The organism is Massiliimalia massiliensis, assembly GCF_900155615.1.
GTDB classification, from domain to species: domain Bacteria; phylum Bacillota; class Clostridia; order Oscillospirales; family Ruminococcaceae; genus Massiliimalia; species Massiliimalia massiliensis.
The window spans coordinates 474,973-492,143 of the sequence record NZ_FUHT01000002.1; the positions used below are offsets into that span (position 1 = coordinate 474,973).

The following is a 17,171-nucleotide window of genomic DNA, read 5'->3' on the forward strand; positions in this document are numbered from 1 at the left end:
CCTTCCTTTCTATCCGTTTATCTAATTTACATTATAAAAAATGTACCTATGCTGATTATTTTTTTACCTCGATCACGGTATCGATATCCAGGTCGCAGACGATCAGGCGATTTCCTTCCACTTTGACAGTGCTTCTTCCTTCCGGGAAGCTATGTACCTGAGCCGACTGGATCGGATCGCTGAATTCCACCACAAAACTGGAAACCGGTTCGATTTCTCTTGTAATGCTGTTTAGGTTGTAATTGAGCAGATGCAGGTTATACCCATATGGCGCATGGTGAAGCGCAAGCCCTACCTTCGCATTTTCTTCCGCAGTAATAACCGGTTTTTCCGTTCTGCACCAGTCCTCCAATTCAAAGAACTTGGTATAGTGGAACGCGAGATCAAACAGGTCGCGGTCAATCCTGCCGACGGCTGCCGCATCTCCGTGCTTTGCAAAGTCACGGATCACTCCCTTTTCTTCCTCTGTCAACCGATATACGTCCGGCAACAGCAGCTTTTGATAGCCTTCTAGACGCTCAGCCGTCAAAGGTTCATCCTCGCTTACATAAATCACATTGTAGAGGATATGGTGGCTGCAAAGCTCCTGTGTAATATCAAAGAAGTTACGGAATCCGCCTTCTTTATGCGGATCAGCGTAGTTCCCGCTAAACATTTCCACTTCCAACGCACTGCGATGGTCATAGATGACCGCCACCTCTGCTACCGGATCCATCCGGAACAGATCCTCATGCTCTGTCAGCCATTTCCCCATCTTCCGCTCTGTTTCCAGGTTGGGATAAAAGGAATCTTTTTTGAGGTTAATAAGCCAGCCGCCATAGGATATGGAAATATTAAAGCCATGTGCGAGCGGTTCAAGCATGAAAAGCATGTATGCATCGTTTTTGTTGTGGTCGATATCATCCAATATGCCCAGGATATGGTCGTTCGGGTCTTGGATAAAGGAACCGTCCTTGCCCTGCATGAAGCTGTATCCGAATTTATAGAACGCATCCTGCCGCAGCTTCAGGCCGCTTTTTTCTCCACAGATGGTGTCGCAATATTTTCTCAGCCCTTCGCTTCTGGGCAGGCAGTTGAACAGGTTCGCCGATACAGGCAGTTCTTTTCCTCTTGTTTCTTTTGAATACGTCTTTACATATTCACAGATTTGACGGAAGTCATCCTCAAGCCGATCCAGATTGAACTGAGTAAACTCCCGAATCAGCGGAATATCCATCCTCGCTGCCAACTGAGTGACCTTGAGATCCTCGTCGTGGTATCCTAAGCCAAGCAGATATTCCCGGTAATTGAACTGATCCAGGTCAAGTCCTTCTGTCTGTGCGGATGGATGTTCCTTTAAATACTGACGGAACTGTTTCATACAATCCTTGCAGAAGCATCCGCCGTTGGAGAGCGCGTGAATCTGAACGTCATATTCATCCAGCAATATCCCGCCTGCCCCTGCATCGATCATAATCTGCAAGCATTTCTTCATGTAAGTCATATAAGCCGGGTTGTTTGCGCAGGGGGTATAGCACTTGTGGTCGTGATGGGGTACCATCAGCCAGCTAGACAGAATCCGGTTTCCTTCCAGCGTCTGCGCAGCGAATTCCTCCAAATAATCGCCGACTTTTTCCCCTTCTGAATTATATAAGCCATCCGGGAAAAAGGTTTCGATTGGCTCAAACAGCTTCGGATACCGGTTTGTTGACAGCTCCGACATTCCAATCATTACCTTTTTGCCCTCGCCGACCAGCTTGTTCATGGAGAGCAGCTCGTCCTCTTCTTCGGAAATTTCAGCCGGAAATTCCCATAGCTGCGCTTTCCACAGGACAGCATAAGCAGTAATGCCTCTCTTCTCACATTCCCTGCAAAACTCCTGGTCATTCAGGTATCCATAAAATTTAAAGCGCGGCTGTATCTTTTCATATGCTTCCTTTTGCAGGTAAGGCAGCCCGATTGCTCCGCTCCCCAAACAGGACCATAACAGCATATTTCCTTTCATGCTGGCCGCATCCTCTACCTGCTGCAGCCGTTTGCTCGGCATGCTGGGATGGTAGTTCCAATCCTCTTTAAACCAGCACATGTAGTGCATTCCTCTAGTCATCTACTTCATCCTCTCTTGTATTCAGCAACGTTAACCGTTCCAGGCATTCACTCAGCGCACGTCCCGTGTGATAAATACCTTTCCAGGCGTTACCCATATTTCCTACAATACTTTCTCCCTGCCGGTCTAAAAGCTGCCGGCTTTCTCCCACCTCCATATTCATAAAATTATCTCTGACAAACACCCATGTCCTTTCGAAGGCTTCCGCATAGGCTTCATCCTGATATTTTACATATCCATTTAAATATCCTACCAAGGATTCAAAATTCTGCCACCATTCCTTATCCTTCACCAGAACCTCTTTATCCGCAATTCCATCCCGGTAAATCCCTCCGTATTCAAAATCGTATCCATACTGCAGCGAATGGTCGAGAAGCTTTCTTAAAACCGGCCGATATTCCGGAGTCTCCTGCCGCAAAACTTCAAACGCGCGGTCTAAAAGCCAGCTCAGCTCTACATTATGTCCATAGGAGGTCGTATCCACCGGTACGGAAATTTCTTCGTTTGTTTCCCGCTCCGCGTTCCATGTCCGATAGATGTTGATGGCGGGAATTTTGTGGAATGATACATCAAACTGGTTATAGCCGTATCCAATATCCTGGTTTACCATATGGCGCATAATCAGCTCAATGCTTTCAATCAGCTTGCGCCGATGAATTTCCTTTCCGCTCGCCTGGTAAAGAGTTGTCAGCGCTTCCATTAAGTGCATGTGGATGTCCAGTGACTTCCGGTCGCCCGCATAAAACCCGTCCTTCGATCTTTCCCAGTTTTCTTCGATATTTTCGTAATATCCGCCGTTCAGGGTATCCGCCGCATAAATTTGCAGCAGGTCAAAGGTTTTCTCGGCATATTCCAACGCCGTTTTATCTCCGAAACGGAGATAATATTCACTCAGTGCATAGATCGCAAAGGTCTCTCCATAAGTCAGTTTTGCCTTGTCTATAGGATCGCCCTGCCGGCTGACCTTCCAGTAAAACCCGCCAAACCGGGAATCCCAAAAATGGTTTAAAAGAAATTGCAGCCCCTGTCTTGCATGCTGATACAGGCTATCCTTTTCTGCACCCTGTTTCCACCGGGACAAATGTGAAAATCCCCAAAGCATTCTAGTCTGTGTAACTAGGTATTTGTCCGTTCCGCCATACGGCTTTCCGTTTTCATCAAAGTTCAGGAGATATCCGCCATACTCCTGGTCAATCCCTCGAGAGGCCCAAAACGGAATAATTTTCTCAAACAACGTTTTTTCCATTTCCCGCTTTTCTCTGCAAAAACTCTTTCCCCGACTCAACATTATCCTTCCCCTTTTCGTTCCACCGTATTTGGCATATTGTTTGCTGGAGTTACATGACTGAGGTTCCCGATGCGCTCGAACCGTTGTATCATTTAGAATGATTAAGTGTATTTTTTCGTTCGATCAATAAACAGAAAAAAAGCACCTTAAAAAGGTGCTTTCCAAGCAAATAACTATGATTTTTAACAGATTGAAAACGTACACTTTTTCAGAGCTTTTCGCATTCATCATTCTAGATATGATAAATGGCGTGACGGCCAATCATTGTTTACAAATTCATTATAATTGAAACGTTTCAATATGTCAATATAACAAAATAGACCAATATTTCGAGTTATAATATACATATTATACATAAAACATATGAAAATATTTGAAATTTATCATATTCTGTTGAGTTATTTCACTATTTGAGATATACTATATTTGAAACGATTTTATTATAATCAGGAGGGATTTTATGTCCGCACCGACCATCAAGGATGTTGCCAAAACGGCCGGCGTTTCGATCGGAACCGCATCAATGGCATTAAACGGAAAACCCGGAATCAACGAGGAAACACGAGCCAGGGTTCTGGAAGTGGCCAAATCGATCAGCTACAAGCCAAACCGATATGCGCGGTTCCTTACTTCAAAGTGTACTAACGTGATTGGACTGATTATTACCGATATCACAAACCCCTTTTTCGGCAATATGATTGACCTGATTCAGCAGGAATTAACCGCCTGCGGGTATGATATTATGCTGGGAATTTCAAAGGGTAATATATCAAAAGAACAGAAAATCGTCCGGAAATTTATTGACCTGCATGTCGACGGAGTGATCTCCGTCCCCTCCCACAACCCAACGCCGGATGTATCGCATTATCAGGAGCTTCAAAAGCTAAATATTCCCATTTGCTTTATTACCTCCTATTATGCCGGCATCAACGCCCCCTGTGTAATGACGGATCTCAGCGACGGCGCCTACCGTCTCACCAAATATATGCTGGAAACCGGACATCATCGCATCGCCTATATTGTAGGAGACCGGACGGTACCGGTATCCAATTTGCGTGTGGAGGGCTATCTGACAGCCTATCGGGAATCCAATTTTCCGGTGCAGCTCGGATGGATTGTGGTAGACGAGGTCACCTTTCAGGGTGGCTATCATGCTACAGAAAAAATATTGGATCAATTTCGTCCGGATGCCATCCTCACTGTGAACGACTTTATGGCAATGGGCGTATTAAAATGTCTTAAAGAGCGCGGGATACGCGTCCCGGAGGATATTTCCATCGCGGGCTATGACGACCTGCTCTACACCTCGCTGCTGGAAACGTCGTTAACGACTGTGCACCAGCCGGTTGAGCAGATGTGCCAGCGGGCAGTTGAAACGGTTCTGAGGCAGATCAAGGAACCCGATGGTGCTTCTGAAAAAATATTGCTCAAGCCGGAACTGGTCATCCGCGATTCCTCCTGCGTCCATGAGAGCGTGTAATGGGATAGGGGATTGTCAACTACTGCCGCCGGCATCCGATAATTATACGGCGCAAGAGCCGAGGTTCGGCTGTTTGCAATTGACGAAGGGAAAGACTGCGTTCCCGATTCTCCCGGCATATAGGTCAATAGAGCTTTGACAGGATACAAGAGACAAAATTTGTAAAAGAAAAGTAAAAAAAGAAAGCACTGTCAAACCTTTATCCATATTTTTTGCCAAAAAGAAAAGAAATTTGGAGGATTCGTTCTTGCTTATTTTTGGGATAAATAGTACTATATATAATGCTTATTGAATGGACATAGTTTTGTAACAAAAATCTGTAAGGGAGGAATTGTTTGTGACTTATAAATTTTTGTTGGATCTGGCTTTGATCTTATTGAGCACAAAACTTCTTGGCTTGTTAACTAGAAAAGTAAACATGCCTCAGGTAGTCGGAGCCCTGCTTGCCGGTTTGATTTTGGGTCCTGCCTGTTTTGGTGTTCTACAGGAAACAGAATTTATTACACAATTATCTGAAATCGGAGTCATCGTACTGATGTTCACTGCCGGTTTGGAAACCAATATTAAGGAGCTGAAAAACTGTGGAGTAGCTTCCACTGTTGTTGCCGTAATCGGAGTAATCGTCCCTCTGATCGGCGGTGCTCTTTTAGGCCATTTCAGCAGTGTAGGCGGAGAAAACCTGATGCAGAATATCTTCATCGGCGTTGTTTTGACCGCTACGTCTGTCAGTATTACGGTTGAGACCCTGAAAGAGCTTGGAAAGTTGAATACCAAGGTTGCCAACACCATCCTTGGCGCGGCGATTATCGACGACGTATTAGGAATTGTGGTTTTGACTATTGTCTCCAGCCTGGCTGGCGAGTCTGCTAACGTTGGCTTAATCCTCTTAAAGATCTTCCTGTTTTTCATTTTCTCCGGAGTTGTCGGTCTTATTTTCTTCAAGCTTTTCTCCATGTGGTTCAACAACAGCCAGAAAGACCTGCGCCGGTATGTAATCGTGGCATTTGTATTCTGCCTGCTGCTGTCTTTTGTGGCAGAGGAATGGTTCGGTGTAGCCGATATCACAGGCGCCTTTGTAGCTGGGCTAATCCTTTCCGGAACCAAACGGAGTCACTACATAACCGCGCGGTTTGAAACTGTATCCTACCTGTTTTTGTCCCCTATCTTCTTTGCCAGCGTCGGTATCGCCGCAAAGATGGATACTATGGGCGTTGCGCTGATTGTTTTCTCTGTGCTGCTGGTCGTTATTGCGGTTCTATCCAAAATTGTCGGCTGTTATCTTGGCGCGCGGATGACAGGCTTTAATAATAAAGAAAGTATCCAGATCGGCGCCGGAATGGTTTCCCGTGGCGAGGTCGCGTTGATTGTCGCCAATAAGGGAAAGGCGCTTGGGCTGGTCAGCGATGTTTTATTCGGTCCGATTATCATAATGGTTGTTTTAACTACGATTATCGCCCCGATCCTCTTAAAAATTGCTTTCCGGGACAAGCATCACCAGCAGGATCCGCAGGACAATCCTCCTGCCGAACCCAATCCCTATGAAGGAAAGCTGATTGACCCATATGATGGTTCTTTGATTGACTAAAAAAAGCGTTCCGGGCAATTTGCCCGGAACGCTTTCTCTTTATTTATGATAAAGCTTTTTGCTTTGATACCTTGGCTCACAGGTCAGATTCAGCCCCAGCTTCCGCAGAGTGCTTTCATCCACCTGAGACAAAATCACAGAGGAATGCGCCTCACAGCCGCGCAGCTTCTGAAGCTGATCCAGCGCCAGCCCGGAGGTAGGATTCGTAGTCGCGTTGATTGCCAGCGCAATCAGAACCTCATCTGTGTGAAGCCGCGGATTATGGTTTCCAAAGTGTGTGGTTTTCAGCTTCTGAATCGGCTCAATGATAATCGGCGGCAATAAATGCATCGCATGGTTGATCCCGCCCAGGGCCTTTAACGCATTCAGCAGAGCCGAAGAAGAGGCGCCCAGCAGCGATGTGGTCTTTCCTGTGACGACAGTCCCGTCCGGAAGCTGAATGGCGGCGGCCGGCTCCCCGGTCTCCTCCGCCCGCTGGTTCGCCGCCTTTACTACAGCGCGGTCGTCGATCGACACCCCCGCCTTCTTCATGAGCAGTTCGATTTTATAAACAGCCGCCTTTTCCCCGCGTCCCTGGCGCTGGTCACATAAAGCGTTATAATAGCGGCGGACAATTTCCTGTTTGGAAGCTTCGCAGCAGACTGTATCGTCTACAATACAATTACCGGCCATGTTGACCCCCATATCTGTCGGAGAACGGTAAGGACTTTTGCCAACGATCTTTTCAAACATTGCATTTAATACCGGGAAAATTTCTACGTCACGGTTATAATTGACTGTTGTCTCGCCATACGCCTCCAGATGGAACGGGTCAATCATATTGACGTCATTGAGATCGGCAGTCGCCGCTTCATATGCCAGGTTAACCGGATGGTTAAGCGGCAAATTCCAGATTGGGAAGGTTTCAAATTTTGCATAGCCCGCCTTGATTCCCCGCTTATACTCATGGTAAAGCTGGGACAGACAGGTAGCCATTTTACCGCTTCCCGGGCCCGGCGCTGTGATGACAACCAGCGGGCGGGAGGTTTCAATATATTGGTTTCTGCCATACCCCTCGTCGCTGACAATCATTTGGATATTGCTGGGATATCCTTCAATCGGGTAATGCAGGTAAACCCTGATTCCCATCTTTTCCAGCTTGCTTTTAAACGCGTCTGCCGCCGGCTGGCCTGCATATTGCGCAATCACCACGCTGCCGACAAAAAGTCCGATTCCATGGAAGGAGTCCATCAGCCGCAGAACGTCAAGGTCATATGTAATTCCCAAGTCACCCCGAACCTTGCTCTTCTCAATATCATTCGCATTGATTACGATCACGATTTCGGCCTGTTCCTTTAGCTTCAGCAGCATTTTCAGTTTGCTGTCAGGCGCAAAACCCGGCAGCACGCGGGAAGCATGGAAGTCGTCAAATAGCTTTCCCCCAAATTCCAGATACAATTTGTTGTCGAACTGTCCAATCCGCTTCTGGATTTGCTCAGACTGCATCTTCAGATATTTTTCGTTGTCAAAACCAATTTTGTTCGTTACCCCAATCTCACTCATTTTTATTCTCCCATTTACAGCTTTCATTCTTATTCTATTTTATTATAAAGAATTTGTTTGGATTTTACAACCTTTTTCCAGTGAACAAAACAAATCGGGGACAGTTTTTTGTCCCCGATTTGTTTTACCGTTTTACAAAGAATTCATGATACCAGAGAAGGAAGCAGTAAACTGACCAGACCTTCTTCATGTTGCCTCGTTTACCCTCTTTATGGTCTTCCAGCAGCTTGAGAATATAATCCTGGTTAAAGAACATTTTTGCTTCACTGCTCTCAAACATTTCCTTCACCTGACAATAGTATTTGTCCTGCTTGAGCCAGTCGTTGAGCGGCACCGGGAAACCAAGCTTCTTTTTGTTCGCTGTTTTTGGAGGAAGCTGACGGATCGCCGCCTTTCTCAGTGCGATTTTAGTCACCTCCCTGCTGACCCGGTATTTTGCCGGGATTTGAAGCGCAACATCCAGCATCTTTTTGTCAAGGAACGGAACCCGCAGCTCCAGGGAATTTGCCATGCTCATCTTATCCGCTTTTAAGAGAATATCATACAGCATCCAGGTGTGGATATCTACATACTGCATCTTGGTAACATCATCCAGGCTTTCCGCCTTGTCAAAATACGGCTTCGTAAAAACCGACGGATCCGGTGCATCCACAGGATGTGCCAGCACCTTCTGCCGCTCCTTCTGGTCAAAAACGTAGTTGTTTCGAATAAAGCGTTTTTCTATCGGTTGGCTGGCGCGGGTCAGGAAGCGTTTTCCATGGAAATTCGGCAGACGGCCTGCTACTGCTGCCGCACAGCTCCTGATCCATTGCGGGAGCTTCTGATAGGACGCATATTCCAACGGCTCCACATAATAGTTGTAGCCCCCGTACAGCTCGTCCGCGCCTTCCCCGGACAGAACAACCTTTACCTGCTTCGCGGCCGTATTCGCCACGAAATAGAGCGGCAGAGCGGACGGGTTCGGCAATGGCTCGTCCATATGATACTGGACGGTCGGCGCAATCCCGAAAAATTCATCCGCAGATACCTTTTTGGTATAGATATCAAGATCAATAGTCTTGGCAAATTCCTCCGCGTAGGAAAGCTCGCTGTACTTTTCCTCCTCATAGCCGACCGAAAAAGCCTTTACCTTATTATTTTTGCTCATTTCACAGGCGACATAGCTGGAATCGATCCCGCTTGAGAGGAAGCTTCCAACCTCAACGTCGCTGATCTTATGGGTCAGGGTGGAATCCTGGAAGGTCTTTTCAATGGTATCGATCCAATACTCCAGCGGCTTGGACTCATCGATTTTATACTCAATCTGATAATATTGCTCGATATTAAGCAGGCCGTTTTCGTAGGTGAAGCAATGGCCGCCCAGCAGCTTATAAACGTCTTTAAACATGGTTTCTTCACAGGGCAGGTACTCAAAAGATAGATATTCCGGCAGGCGCTTCATATTCACCGCCTTTTCAAAGTGCGGATGCGGCAGAAAACCCTTGATTTCGGAACCGAACAGAAAAGTCCCGTTCTTTTTATAATAATAGAAAGGCTTGATTCCGAAAATATCCCGCGCGCCAAACAGCTTGTTCTCGTTCCTGTCCCATATCACAAAAGCATACATCCCGCGCAGCTTTTGCAGCAGTTCCTTTCCATACTCCTCATAGCCGTGAAGCAATACCTCCGAGTCGGTTTTCGTGGTGAAGCAGTGCCCTTTTTCCAACAAATCGTTTCTGAGTTCCTGATAGTTGTAGATTTCCCCATTAAAAACCAAAACTTTGCTTTTATCTTCATTATAAATGGGCTGACTGCCTCCGTCGAGATCAATAATACTCAAACGGCGGAATCCAAGCGCCATGGTATCGTCAATATAATAGTCATCCTGGTCTGGACCACGGTGGACGATCTGATCAGCCATCGCCTTGATCACATTGCTTTTATTTTCAGTCTGTGCATCCACAAACCCTACAAATCCACACATGCTTTTTGTTCTCCTTTTTCGGTTTCCAATCCCTATTTTAGGCCTATTTGCCCAGCTTTCATCTTCATCTATTATTGGCATAACCTGATTTTGTTATGCTTTTTCATTCTCCTAAAAAAGCATCGGTTAGATCGATAAAAAGACCCTCTTAAGGCGTTTTCATACCCTTTCGAGGGCTTTTTTCTTCCTTTTTTCTATGAACGAAAAGGTATTTCTTTTCGTTCAGCGTGCTTTTATCCTTTTACGCCGCAAATTGTTTCCATAAAAGCAAACAAGGGAAATGGAACGATCTACGTTCCATTTCCTGACTTGTTTTCTTCTTATGTATAATCCCGAAGCTTATTTTTCGTCGTTCCAGGAATACATTTTTCTCAATTCTTTTCCGACGGTTTCCAGCTCATGTTCCGCTTTCAATCTTCTGGTTGCATTGAAGTGTGCACGGCCGTTCTTATTTTCCGCAATCCACTTGGTAGCAAAGGTACCATCCTGAATTTCAGCCAAAACCTTCTTCATTTCTTTCTTGGTGTCTTCTGTGATAATCCGTTTGCCGGTTTCATAATCACCGAATTCCGCGGTATCAGAGATTGAATATCTCATTTCAGAGAAGCCGCCATGGTAAATCAGGTCAACGATCAGTTTCATTTCGTGAATGCACTCAAAATAAGCATTTCTCGGGTCATAGCCAGCTTCAACCAGGGTTTCAAAGCCTGCCTGCATCAGTGCGCAGACACCTCCGCAGAGAACAGCCTGTTCGCCGAACAGGTCGGTTTCTGTTTCAACACGGAAGGTGGTTTCCAAAACAGCCGCTCTCGCGCCGCCGATACCGGCAGCATAAGCCAGAGCCATATCAACTGCTCTGCCGGAAGCGTCCTGATGAACAGCATACAGGCAGGGAACGCCTTTGCCGGCAACATATTCAGAACGGACAGTATGGCCCGGGCCCTTTGGCGCGATCATAACAACGTCGACGTCAGCCGGCGGGACAATCTGCTGGAAATGGATATTAAAGCCGTGCGCAAACGCCAGGGTTTTTCCTGCGGTCAGATACGGAGCAATGCTCTTCTTATACAGGTCAGCCTGTCTTTCGTCCGGTACCAGGATCATGATGAAGTCAGCAACCTTGGCAGCGTCCTCCGCGGTCATAACAGTCAAACCGGCAGCTTCTGCCTTTGCCCAGGATTTAGAACCTTCATACAGACCGACAACTACGTCGACTCCGCTTTCCTTCAGGTTCAGAGCATGGGCATGTCCCTGGCTTCCGTAACCGATGACTGCAACTTTTTTGCCGTCCAGCAGGCCCAGGTTACAATCGCTTTCATAAAAGATTTTTAACATATTCTTTTCCTCCTAAATTCGCCGATGAATTGTCGGTGTGATACTTTATTCATAATCCAACCGCTCTCGCAGTTGAGGTTATCCTGATTAGTTGATGACATCGCTGCCCTTCTGGATAGCAATAGTTCCCGTCCGAATCACTTCCAGAATCCCATAGGGTTTGAGAAGCTGCTGCATAATCTCCAGCCGTTCGGAGGTATCGGAAATTTCAATAGTAACGGTAGTCGGGGATATATCAGAAATCTTCGCCTGCATCACGCGGGCAATGTCGATCACATCCCCCCGGGTGCTTTCGTTATAAGCCACCTTGATGAGCATCAGCTCCCGGCTGATATTTTCATACGGGTGAATCCGTTTGAGCTTGATGACGTCCACCAGCTTGTTGAGCTGCTTTTCCACCTGCTCGACTGTGTAATCATCCCCCTCCACGATAATCGTGATACGGGAAATCGTGGGGTCGTCAGTGATCCCGACTGCCAGGCTCTCAATGTTAAAGCCGCGGCGGGAAAACAGTCCGGAAATACGGGAAAGGACACCGGCGTGGTTTTCTACCAGAATAGAAATTGTATGCTGCATCTCTTCCCCTCCTTACAAAGTGGACTCATTCGGATCAACCATACATTCCAGCAGGTACGGGCCGTCATGGTTCATCATTTCTTTAATTGCCTCTTTACACTCAGACATATCGGTCAGGCGCCGGGACGGAATCCCGTAGGCCTTAGCAACATTACAGATATTGATGGTATCTCCCAGATGGACGGCAGTTTCATTGCCCGCATACATACGGTCCTGAAGCTCCTTGACCATTCCAAGGTAATTGTTGTTCATAACTACCATTTTGACATTGATATGATAGTAGGAAATCGTGCCGAGCTCCATCATCTGCATCTGAAACGAACCGTCTCCACAGACAGAAAGCACCTGCCGCTCCGGGTCAGCCAGCTTTGCGCCCTCCGCGGCCGGAATCGCATACCCCATCGTACCCATTCCCCCGGAGGTCATAAACCGCCCGTTGTGGATACCGCAGTGGTTTGCAGTCCAAATCTGGTTCTGCCCGACATCGGCCACAACCAGCGCGTTCGGATCCGTCTCGACAGACAGCATGTTCATAAAAATTTTCGGGTTAATATATCCCTCTTTGATCATTCCATGATTTTTTTTGCGCTCTTTGATTCCAGCCAGCTCCTGAATCCATTCCCCGCATTCATTACGGACTACCTTTTGGTTCATTTCCTGCAGAATGGATTTGATATCTCCGACCAGCGGGATATCCACCGCGATATTTTTCCCGATCTCAGCCGGGTCAATATCAATATGTACAACCTTCTTGTGCTTCTCTACCATGCGCGGCGCCTGTACCGAACGGTCGCTTGCACGCGCGCCGATCAGGATCAGCAGGTCAGCCTTCTGCACCGCATGGTTTGCAGCCGCAACGCCATGCATTCCGAGCATCCCGAAATTGAGCGGACTGTCACAGTTGACAATTCCGATTCCCATCAGGGTTGTAACGAGCGGAATATTTGATTTCTCGATTAACTCGTTGAGTTCCTCCTGCGCCTTAGCCGTAAACACGCCTCCGCCTGCGCAGATAACCGGGCGTTTTGCGTTTTTCATAGCGGTCAGGACACGTTTGATCTGTCCGGGATGCCCCTTGACAGTCGGACGGTATCCCCGGATATTCACGCTGTCCGGATAGGAAAAATGGATTTTCTGAGTCTGGATATCCATCGGTACGTCGATCAGCACCGGCCCCGGCCTGCCGCTTGCAGCCAAGTAAAAGGCTTCCTTAAAAATACGGCCAATAGAATCCGGGTCTTTGACAATATAGCTGTATTTGATGAACGGTTCCACTGCTCCGGTGATATCCGCTTCCTGGAAGCCGTCGCTCCCCAGGATGTCGCTGGACACCTGGCCGGTAATCACAACCAGCGGAATCGAGTCCATATATGCGGTAGCAATTCCGGTAATCAGGTTCAGCGCCCCCGGGCCGGAGGTGGCGATACAAACCGCAGGCCGTTCGCTCATCCTTGCATAGCCGCTTGCAGCATGCGCTGCCATCTGCTCATGGCGAACCAGAATATGCTTGATTTTGCTGTATGACAGCGCGTCATAAAAAGCGCCGATCGCAGCACCGGGATAGCCGAATACAACGGATGTTCTTTCCTCTTCCAGACATTTTACCATTGCCTGCGCAACCGTTATCATAACAAGCTCCTTCCCAATGCAAAATTTTGTTTTCATGATTTATAATAGTTCCTTATATTATAAAGTATTCTCTGCTATTTTTCAACTCTTTTATGCTTTGATTTGTCATAGTGATCAAAAAAACAAAATGATGTCCGCGCTTTTTCTACAACCGTTTTCCTATCGGCTACAGAGCCTCATCCAAAAATGGAAATAACCGCCTTGCCATCGGGCTTTTCTGTTTGCAAAAAGGGGATAAACATAGTATAATAATTTCATATTATGATAAAGGGGTTTTACAGATGGACAAAGGGACTTACGTGCTGGACATGCTCTCCGGCGTTACCGTCTATCATCATTTAAGGGACGACAAGCTCGTCAGGCATTTCTGCAAAATGTTCGACGCTATGAACCGGCATCCAGCCCGGTTTGAAAAAATCGCCAAACATTATGGCAAAATCTGTACGCTGCTGTTTGAAAGCGAATTCTCCGGAAGCCTCCCAGACTATCTGTTTGATAAAATTCTCTGCGACGAAAATGTCTATACCGTGATGTGCGCGCAGAATAAGTTTAACCGCCTGACCCGTTCCTTAAAAAAGGCCGCCGTTTTTGACCTGAATGTCTTTTATCTGCTCTCGCTGGTAACCAGTACGGAAATTAAAGACGCGATGAAAGAACTGTTCCCGGATAAGGCCGAAATCATTAACCTGTTCGCTGATTACAGCAACGACAGGAGAAGATTCCGCACCCACGACCAAAAATGGGGCGACGACCTCTACCAGCTTGGGGATTACCATCGGCGCAACGGCGTTTCGGTCTTTACCAAATATTTTGCTTTCTTTATGGACGAGCATAAAGAGGTTGTCCCGGTCAGGCATTTCGAACCGTTCCGCCTCAACAGCCTGAAAAAATATGAGCTTCAAAAACAGAAGGTTATTGATAATACCCTAAGCTTCCTTCACGGCAAGCCCGCTAACAACGTCTTGCTGTACGGCGACCGCGGCACAGGGAAATCTACCACAGTGAAGGCAGTGCTCAACGAATACCATCAGGAAGGCCTGCGGATGATCCAGGTGGCAAAGGAGGATATTATCTATATCCACAAGGTGCTGGCCTTTGTGGACAAAGTGCCGCTCAAGTTTATCATCTTTATTGACGACCTGACCTTTAATGAAAACGATGAATGCTTTAATACCCTCAAGGCAATTCTGGAAGGTTCGTTGAATGAGATGCCGAAAAACGTTTTGATCTATGCGACCACCAACCGGCGCCATCTGATCAAGGAAACCTTTTCCTCCCGTGAAGGGAATGAGCTTCACGCCAGCGATACCCGGGATGAAAGCGCCTCCCTGGCTGACCGCTTCGGCCTGGTCGTCACCTTCACAAAGCCAAATCTTGCGGACTTTATGGAAATCGTGTGTGAGATTGCAAAGGAACGCGGGATCGAGCTGGATGAGGAAACGCTGAAAAAGGGCGCCAATATCTTTGCTATGCAGAAGGCAAGCCGTTCCGGACGGGTCGCGCGCCAATATATCGATTATGTGGAAGGCCGTTTAAGCTTAGGGTTACCTGTCTGATACCGAGGTTACAATATGTATAAAATAATATTAAAACAACAAATAGTATTATTTGGATTCCTGCTAATTCTCTGTGCCGTTCTGTCCGGCTGCACCTATCAGGAGCAGTCCTCAGAGCAGAAGGCTTCCCCCTTCCCAGTAGTAATCAATCATATCACTCTCTATGGGGAACCGGAATCGGTAGTCTCGCTGGCAGACCCTATCACCGAAGCGCTCCAAAGCCTCGGCTTTTCCGATAAGCTTGCCGGAATTAACACGGACTGTGAACTGGAAGGATTAGACGAGCTCCCCGCTGCCGGAACGGCAGAGCAGCCGGATATTACAGCCATTCTGGAAATAGGGCCTGATCTGCTGATTACAAACATCCCTCTCCCGACTGGGAACATGGAAAAATTATCAGAGGGCGGCGTCAAGGTGCTGGTGCTTTCCGAGGACGAATCCGGCTATGAGCCGCTGCTCAAACAGCTTGCCGGAAAAGAAACGGCAGAAAACAGTTGACAAGCTGTCCCTATACCGCTATAATAAGAATGATTTGAAATCCGTATAGGGGAGTAGTTTGCTCATCCTGATGAGTAGCTTATACCAACAATCTCGGGCTTGTGCCCTGGTATAATCTTTAAAAAACAAGACCTATGTGCAATGCATGTCCGGCATTTGTACATAGGTCTCTTTTTATGCGGAAATAATAGCATTGGGGATTTTATCATGATTTTTATTTTGTATTTCGCACTTGCCCTGCTGGTGATCCTTTTTTCTGTCAAATGCGCGGATTATGTTGATCTGCTGGACAAGAAAACCCATATTTCCGGCGCGTTTATCGGCGGGATTGTACTGGCCGCGGTTACCTCTCTTCCGGAGCTGTTTACCAGCCTGTCCTCCATCTTTGTTGTAGACAACCCCGAACTGATTATCGGGAACGTACTGGGAAGCAACGTGTTTAATCTTGCCGTCTTCGGCACACTGATCGCCTTTACCAGTGTGCATTTCTCCCGATCAGGTGTTTCCACCTCTCATCTGGCAACGCTTATCTGTTCTGTCGCCGCCTACCTGGGATGCGCATTTGCCGTTTGGACAGGAATCGGCACTCTTCCCGGAATCAACCTCAATATTATTTCCATTCTCATTATTGTAGTTTATGTGATTTCCTTCCGGTTCCTGTCGGGATCAGATTCTGAAACAGATGAATCTGTTGACTGCAAGCTTACTGTACGGCAGATTATCTTCCGATTTATCCTAATGGCAATTGGTCTGGTGGTCGCCAGCATCTTCATCACCTGGGCGACTGATCAGATCGCTGTGAAGCTGAACCTGAACGCCTCCCTTGCCGGCGCGCTGTTCTTAGGTATTGCTACTTCCCTGCCGGAGCTTACCTCCAGCATCGCACTGGTTCGGAAACGCAACTATAATGCAATGATCGGAAATATTATAGGCAGCAACATGTTTAACTTTACCATTCTTTCCGTCGCCGACCTGCTCTCCTGGAAAGAAAGCATTTATATCGGTTCCTCCCAAACGAATCTTATGCTCATCTTTGGGGTTGCCGCCTCCGCTGCTACTGCAGTGATCCTTCTCCTGAAGAGACCTAAAAAAGAGGAACGTTACCCACGCCCATGGATTTACCTGGTGTTATCCGTCATTGTCGTCCTCTGTTACCTGGCATTTTTGATCCTCTCCGTTTAGGAATGGAGCAAATGGTTAAGCTGCACCTTGAGCTTTCTGCTTATAAAAACAATGGGAATTGACAATAAAAACCACAGTCCGGAATAGAGCGGACAAATCTGTCCCAGCAGATTAAATTTCAGGTTGGAATAATCCCAGACATTCCATTTTTGCCAGAGATTCACGACTACACCGAAAATAAATTCCACACCTGTAATGACTGCGCTACCGATCAGGCATTTCCGGGCAAGCGGCATCACCCTCCACCTGTTATAGATATGGTACAAAATAGAGAAGCAGGTGCCGCCCGCCAGACTCATAGACCAATGCGTGTGCTGTCTCCATAGCAGTTCAATGACTGTATAGGCGGTTGCTCCGATGGAGAACACTACCATCTTTTCCTTAGTTTTATTGCTCATAGAGATCCTTCCTCATATAAATACTGGATTGCTAAGTCTAGTATTGGTACAAA

At 47.0% G+C, this 17,171-nt stretch carries 13 protein-coding genes; 5 read left to right on the plus strand and 8 right to left on the minus strand.

The annotated features are described in order from the left end of the window. Positions 1–55: 55 nt before the first annotated feature. Positions 56–2,086: a hypothetical protein gene (locus CZ360_RS02245; protein ID WP_143530119.1), complete on the minus strand. Its 2,031-nt coding sequence runs from the start codon at positions 2,084–2,086 to the stop codon at positions 56–58. Next, a complete protein-coding gene (locus CZ360_RS02250) occupies positions 2,079–3,332 on the minus strand; it encodes an AGE family epimerase/isomerase (protein ID WP_205411096.1) in 1,254 nt (417 codons plus the stop codon). Before CZ360_RS02250 ends, CZ360_RS02245 begins: the two co-directional genes overlap by 8 nt. Positions 3,333–3,834: 502 nt before the next feature. On the opposite strand from CZ360_RS02250, the gene CZ360_RS02255 reads away from it, so the two are divergent. Both CZ360_RS02255 and CZ360_RS02260 read left to right on the plus strand, forming a co-directional pair. Beyond that, positions 3,835–4,854 (plus strand): LacI family DNA-binding transcriptional regulator, encoded by a 1,020-nt coding sequence (locus CZ360_RS02255; RefSeq protein ID WP_077532564.1) that lies wholly within the window; start codon positions 3,835–3,837, stop codon positions 4,852–4,854. 337 nt (positions 4,855–5,191) lie between these two features. After that, positions 5,192–6,439, plus strand: coding sequence for a cation:proton antiporter (locus tag CZ360_RS02260; RefSeq protein WP_077532565.1), 1,248 nt, complete (start codon positions 5,192–5,194; stop codon positions 6,437–6,439). 39 nt (positions 6,440–6,478) lie between these two features. Here the strand turns inward: CZ360_RS02260 and CZ360_RS02265 are convergent, their stop codons facing one another. From CZ360_RS02265 to ilvB, 5 genes are all read right to left on the minus strand, one after another. Then, positions 6,479–7,981 (minus strand): DUF1846 domain-containing protein, encoded by a 1,503-nt coding sequence (locus CZ360_RS02265; RefSeq protein WP_077532566.1) that lies wholly within the window; start codon positions 7,979–7,981, stop codon positions 6,479–6,481. Between the two features lie 124 nt (positions 7,982–8,105). Continuing rightward, positions 8,106–9,944, minus strand: a complete 1,839-nt coding sequence (gene asnB / locus CZ360_RS02270) for an asparagine synthase (glutamine-hydrolyzing) (protein ID WP_077532567.1) — start codon at positions 9,942–9,944, stop codon at positions 8,106–8,108. 339 nt (positions 9,945–10,283) lie between these two features. Continuing rightward, a complete protein-coding gene (ilvC, locus tag CZ360_RS02275; RefSeq protein ID WP_077532568.1) occupies positions 10,284–11,279 on the minus strand; it encodes a ketol-acid reductoisomerase in 996 nt (331 codons plus the stop codon). 87 nt (positions 11,280–11,366) lie between these two features. Then, the gene (ilvN, locus tag CZ360_RS02280; protein WP_077532569.1) at positions 11,367–11,855 is read right to left on the minus strand and encodes an acetolactate synthase small subunit; all 489 of its coding nucleotides are present in this window, start codon (positions 11,853–11,855) and stop codon (positions 11,367–11,369) included. 12 nt (positions 11,856–11,867) lie between these two features. Beyond that, entirely contained in the window at positions 11,868–13,520 is a 1,653-nt protein-coding gene (gene ilvB, locus CZ360_RS02285; RefSeq protein WP_229407968.1) for a biosynthetic-type acetolactate synthase large subunit, read from the minus strand. 245 nt (positions 13,521–13,765) lie between these two features. On the opposite strand from ilvB, the gene CZ360_RS02290 reads away from it, so the two are divergent. The 3 genes from CZ360_RS02290 to CZ360_RS02300 all read left to right on the plus strand — a co-directional run bounded on the left by CZ360_RS02290 (position 13,766) and on the right by CZ360_RS02300 (position 16,720). Then, positions 13,766–15,040, plus strand: coding sequence for an ATP-binding protein (locus CZ360_RS02290; RefSeq protein WP_077532570.1), 1,275 nt, complete (start codon positions 13,766–13,768; stop codon positions 15,038–15,040). A 15-nt stretch (positions 15,041–15,055) separates the two neighbouring features. Continuing rightward, positions 15,056–15,538, plus strand: coding sequence for a TroA family protein (locus CZ360_RS02295; RefSeq protein WP_077532571.1), 483 nt, complete (start codon positions 15,056–15,058; stop codon positions 15,536–15,538). A 207-nt stretch (positions 15,539–15,745) separates the two neighbouring features. Then, positions 15,746–16,720: a sodium:calcium antiporter gene (locus CZ360_RS02300; protein ID WP_077532900.1), complete on the plus strand. Its 975-nt coding sequence runs from the start codon at positions 15,746–15,748 to the stop codon at positions 16,718–16,720. Here CZ360_RS02300 and CZ360_RS02305 read toward each other — a convergent pair. Further along, positions 16,717–17,118 carry a putative ABC transporter permease gene (locus CZ360_RS02305; RefSeq protein WP_077532572.1) on the minus strand — a complete coding sequence of 134 codons (402 nt, stop codon included), beginning with the start codon at positions 17,116–17,118 and terminating at the stop codon, positions 16,717–16,719. The genes CZ360_RS02300 and CZ360_RS02305 overlap by 4 nt on opposite strands. Between the last annotated feature and the right edge of the window lie 53 nt (positions 17,119–17,171).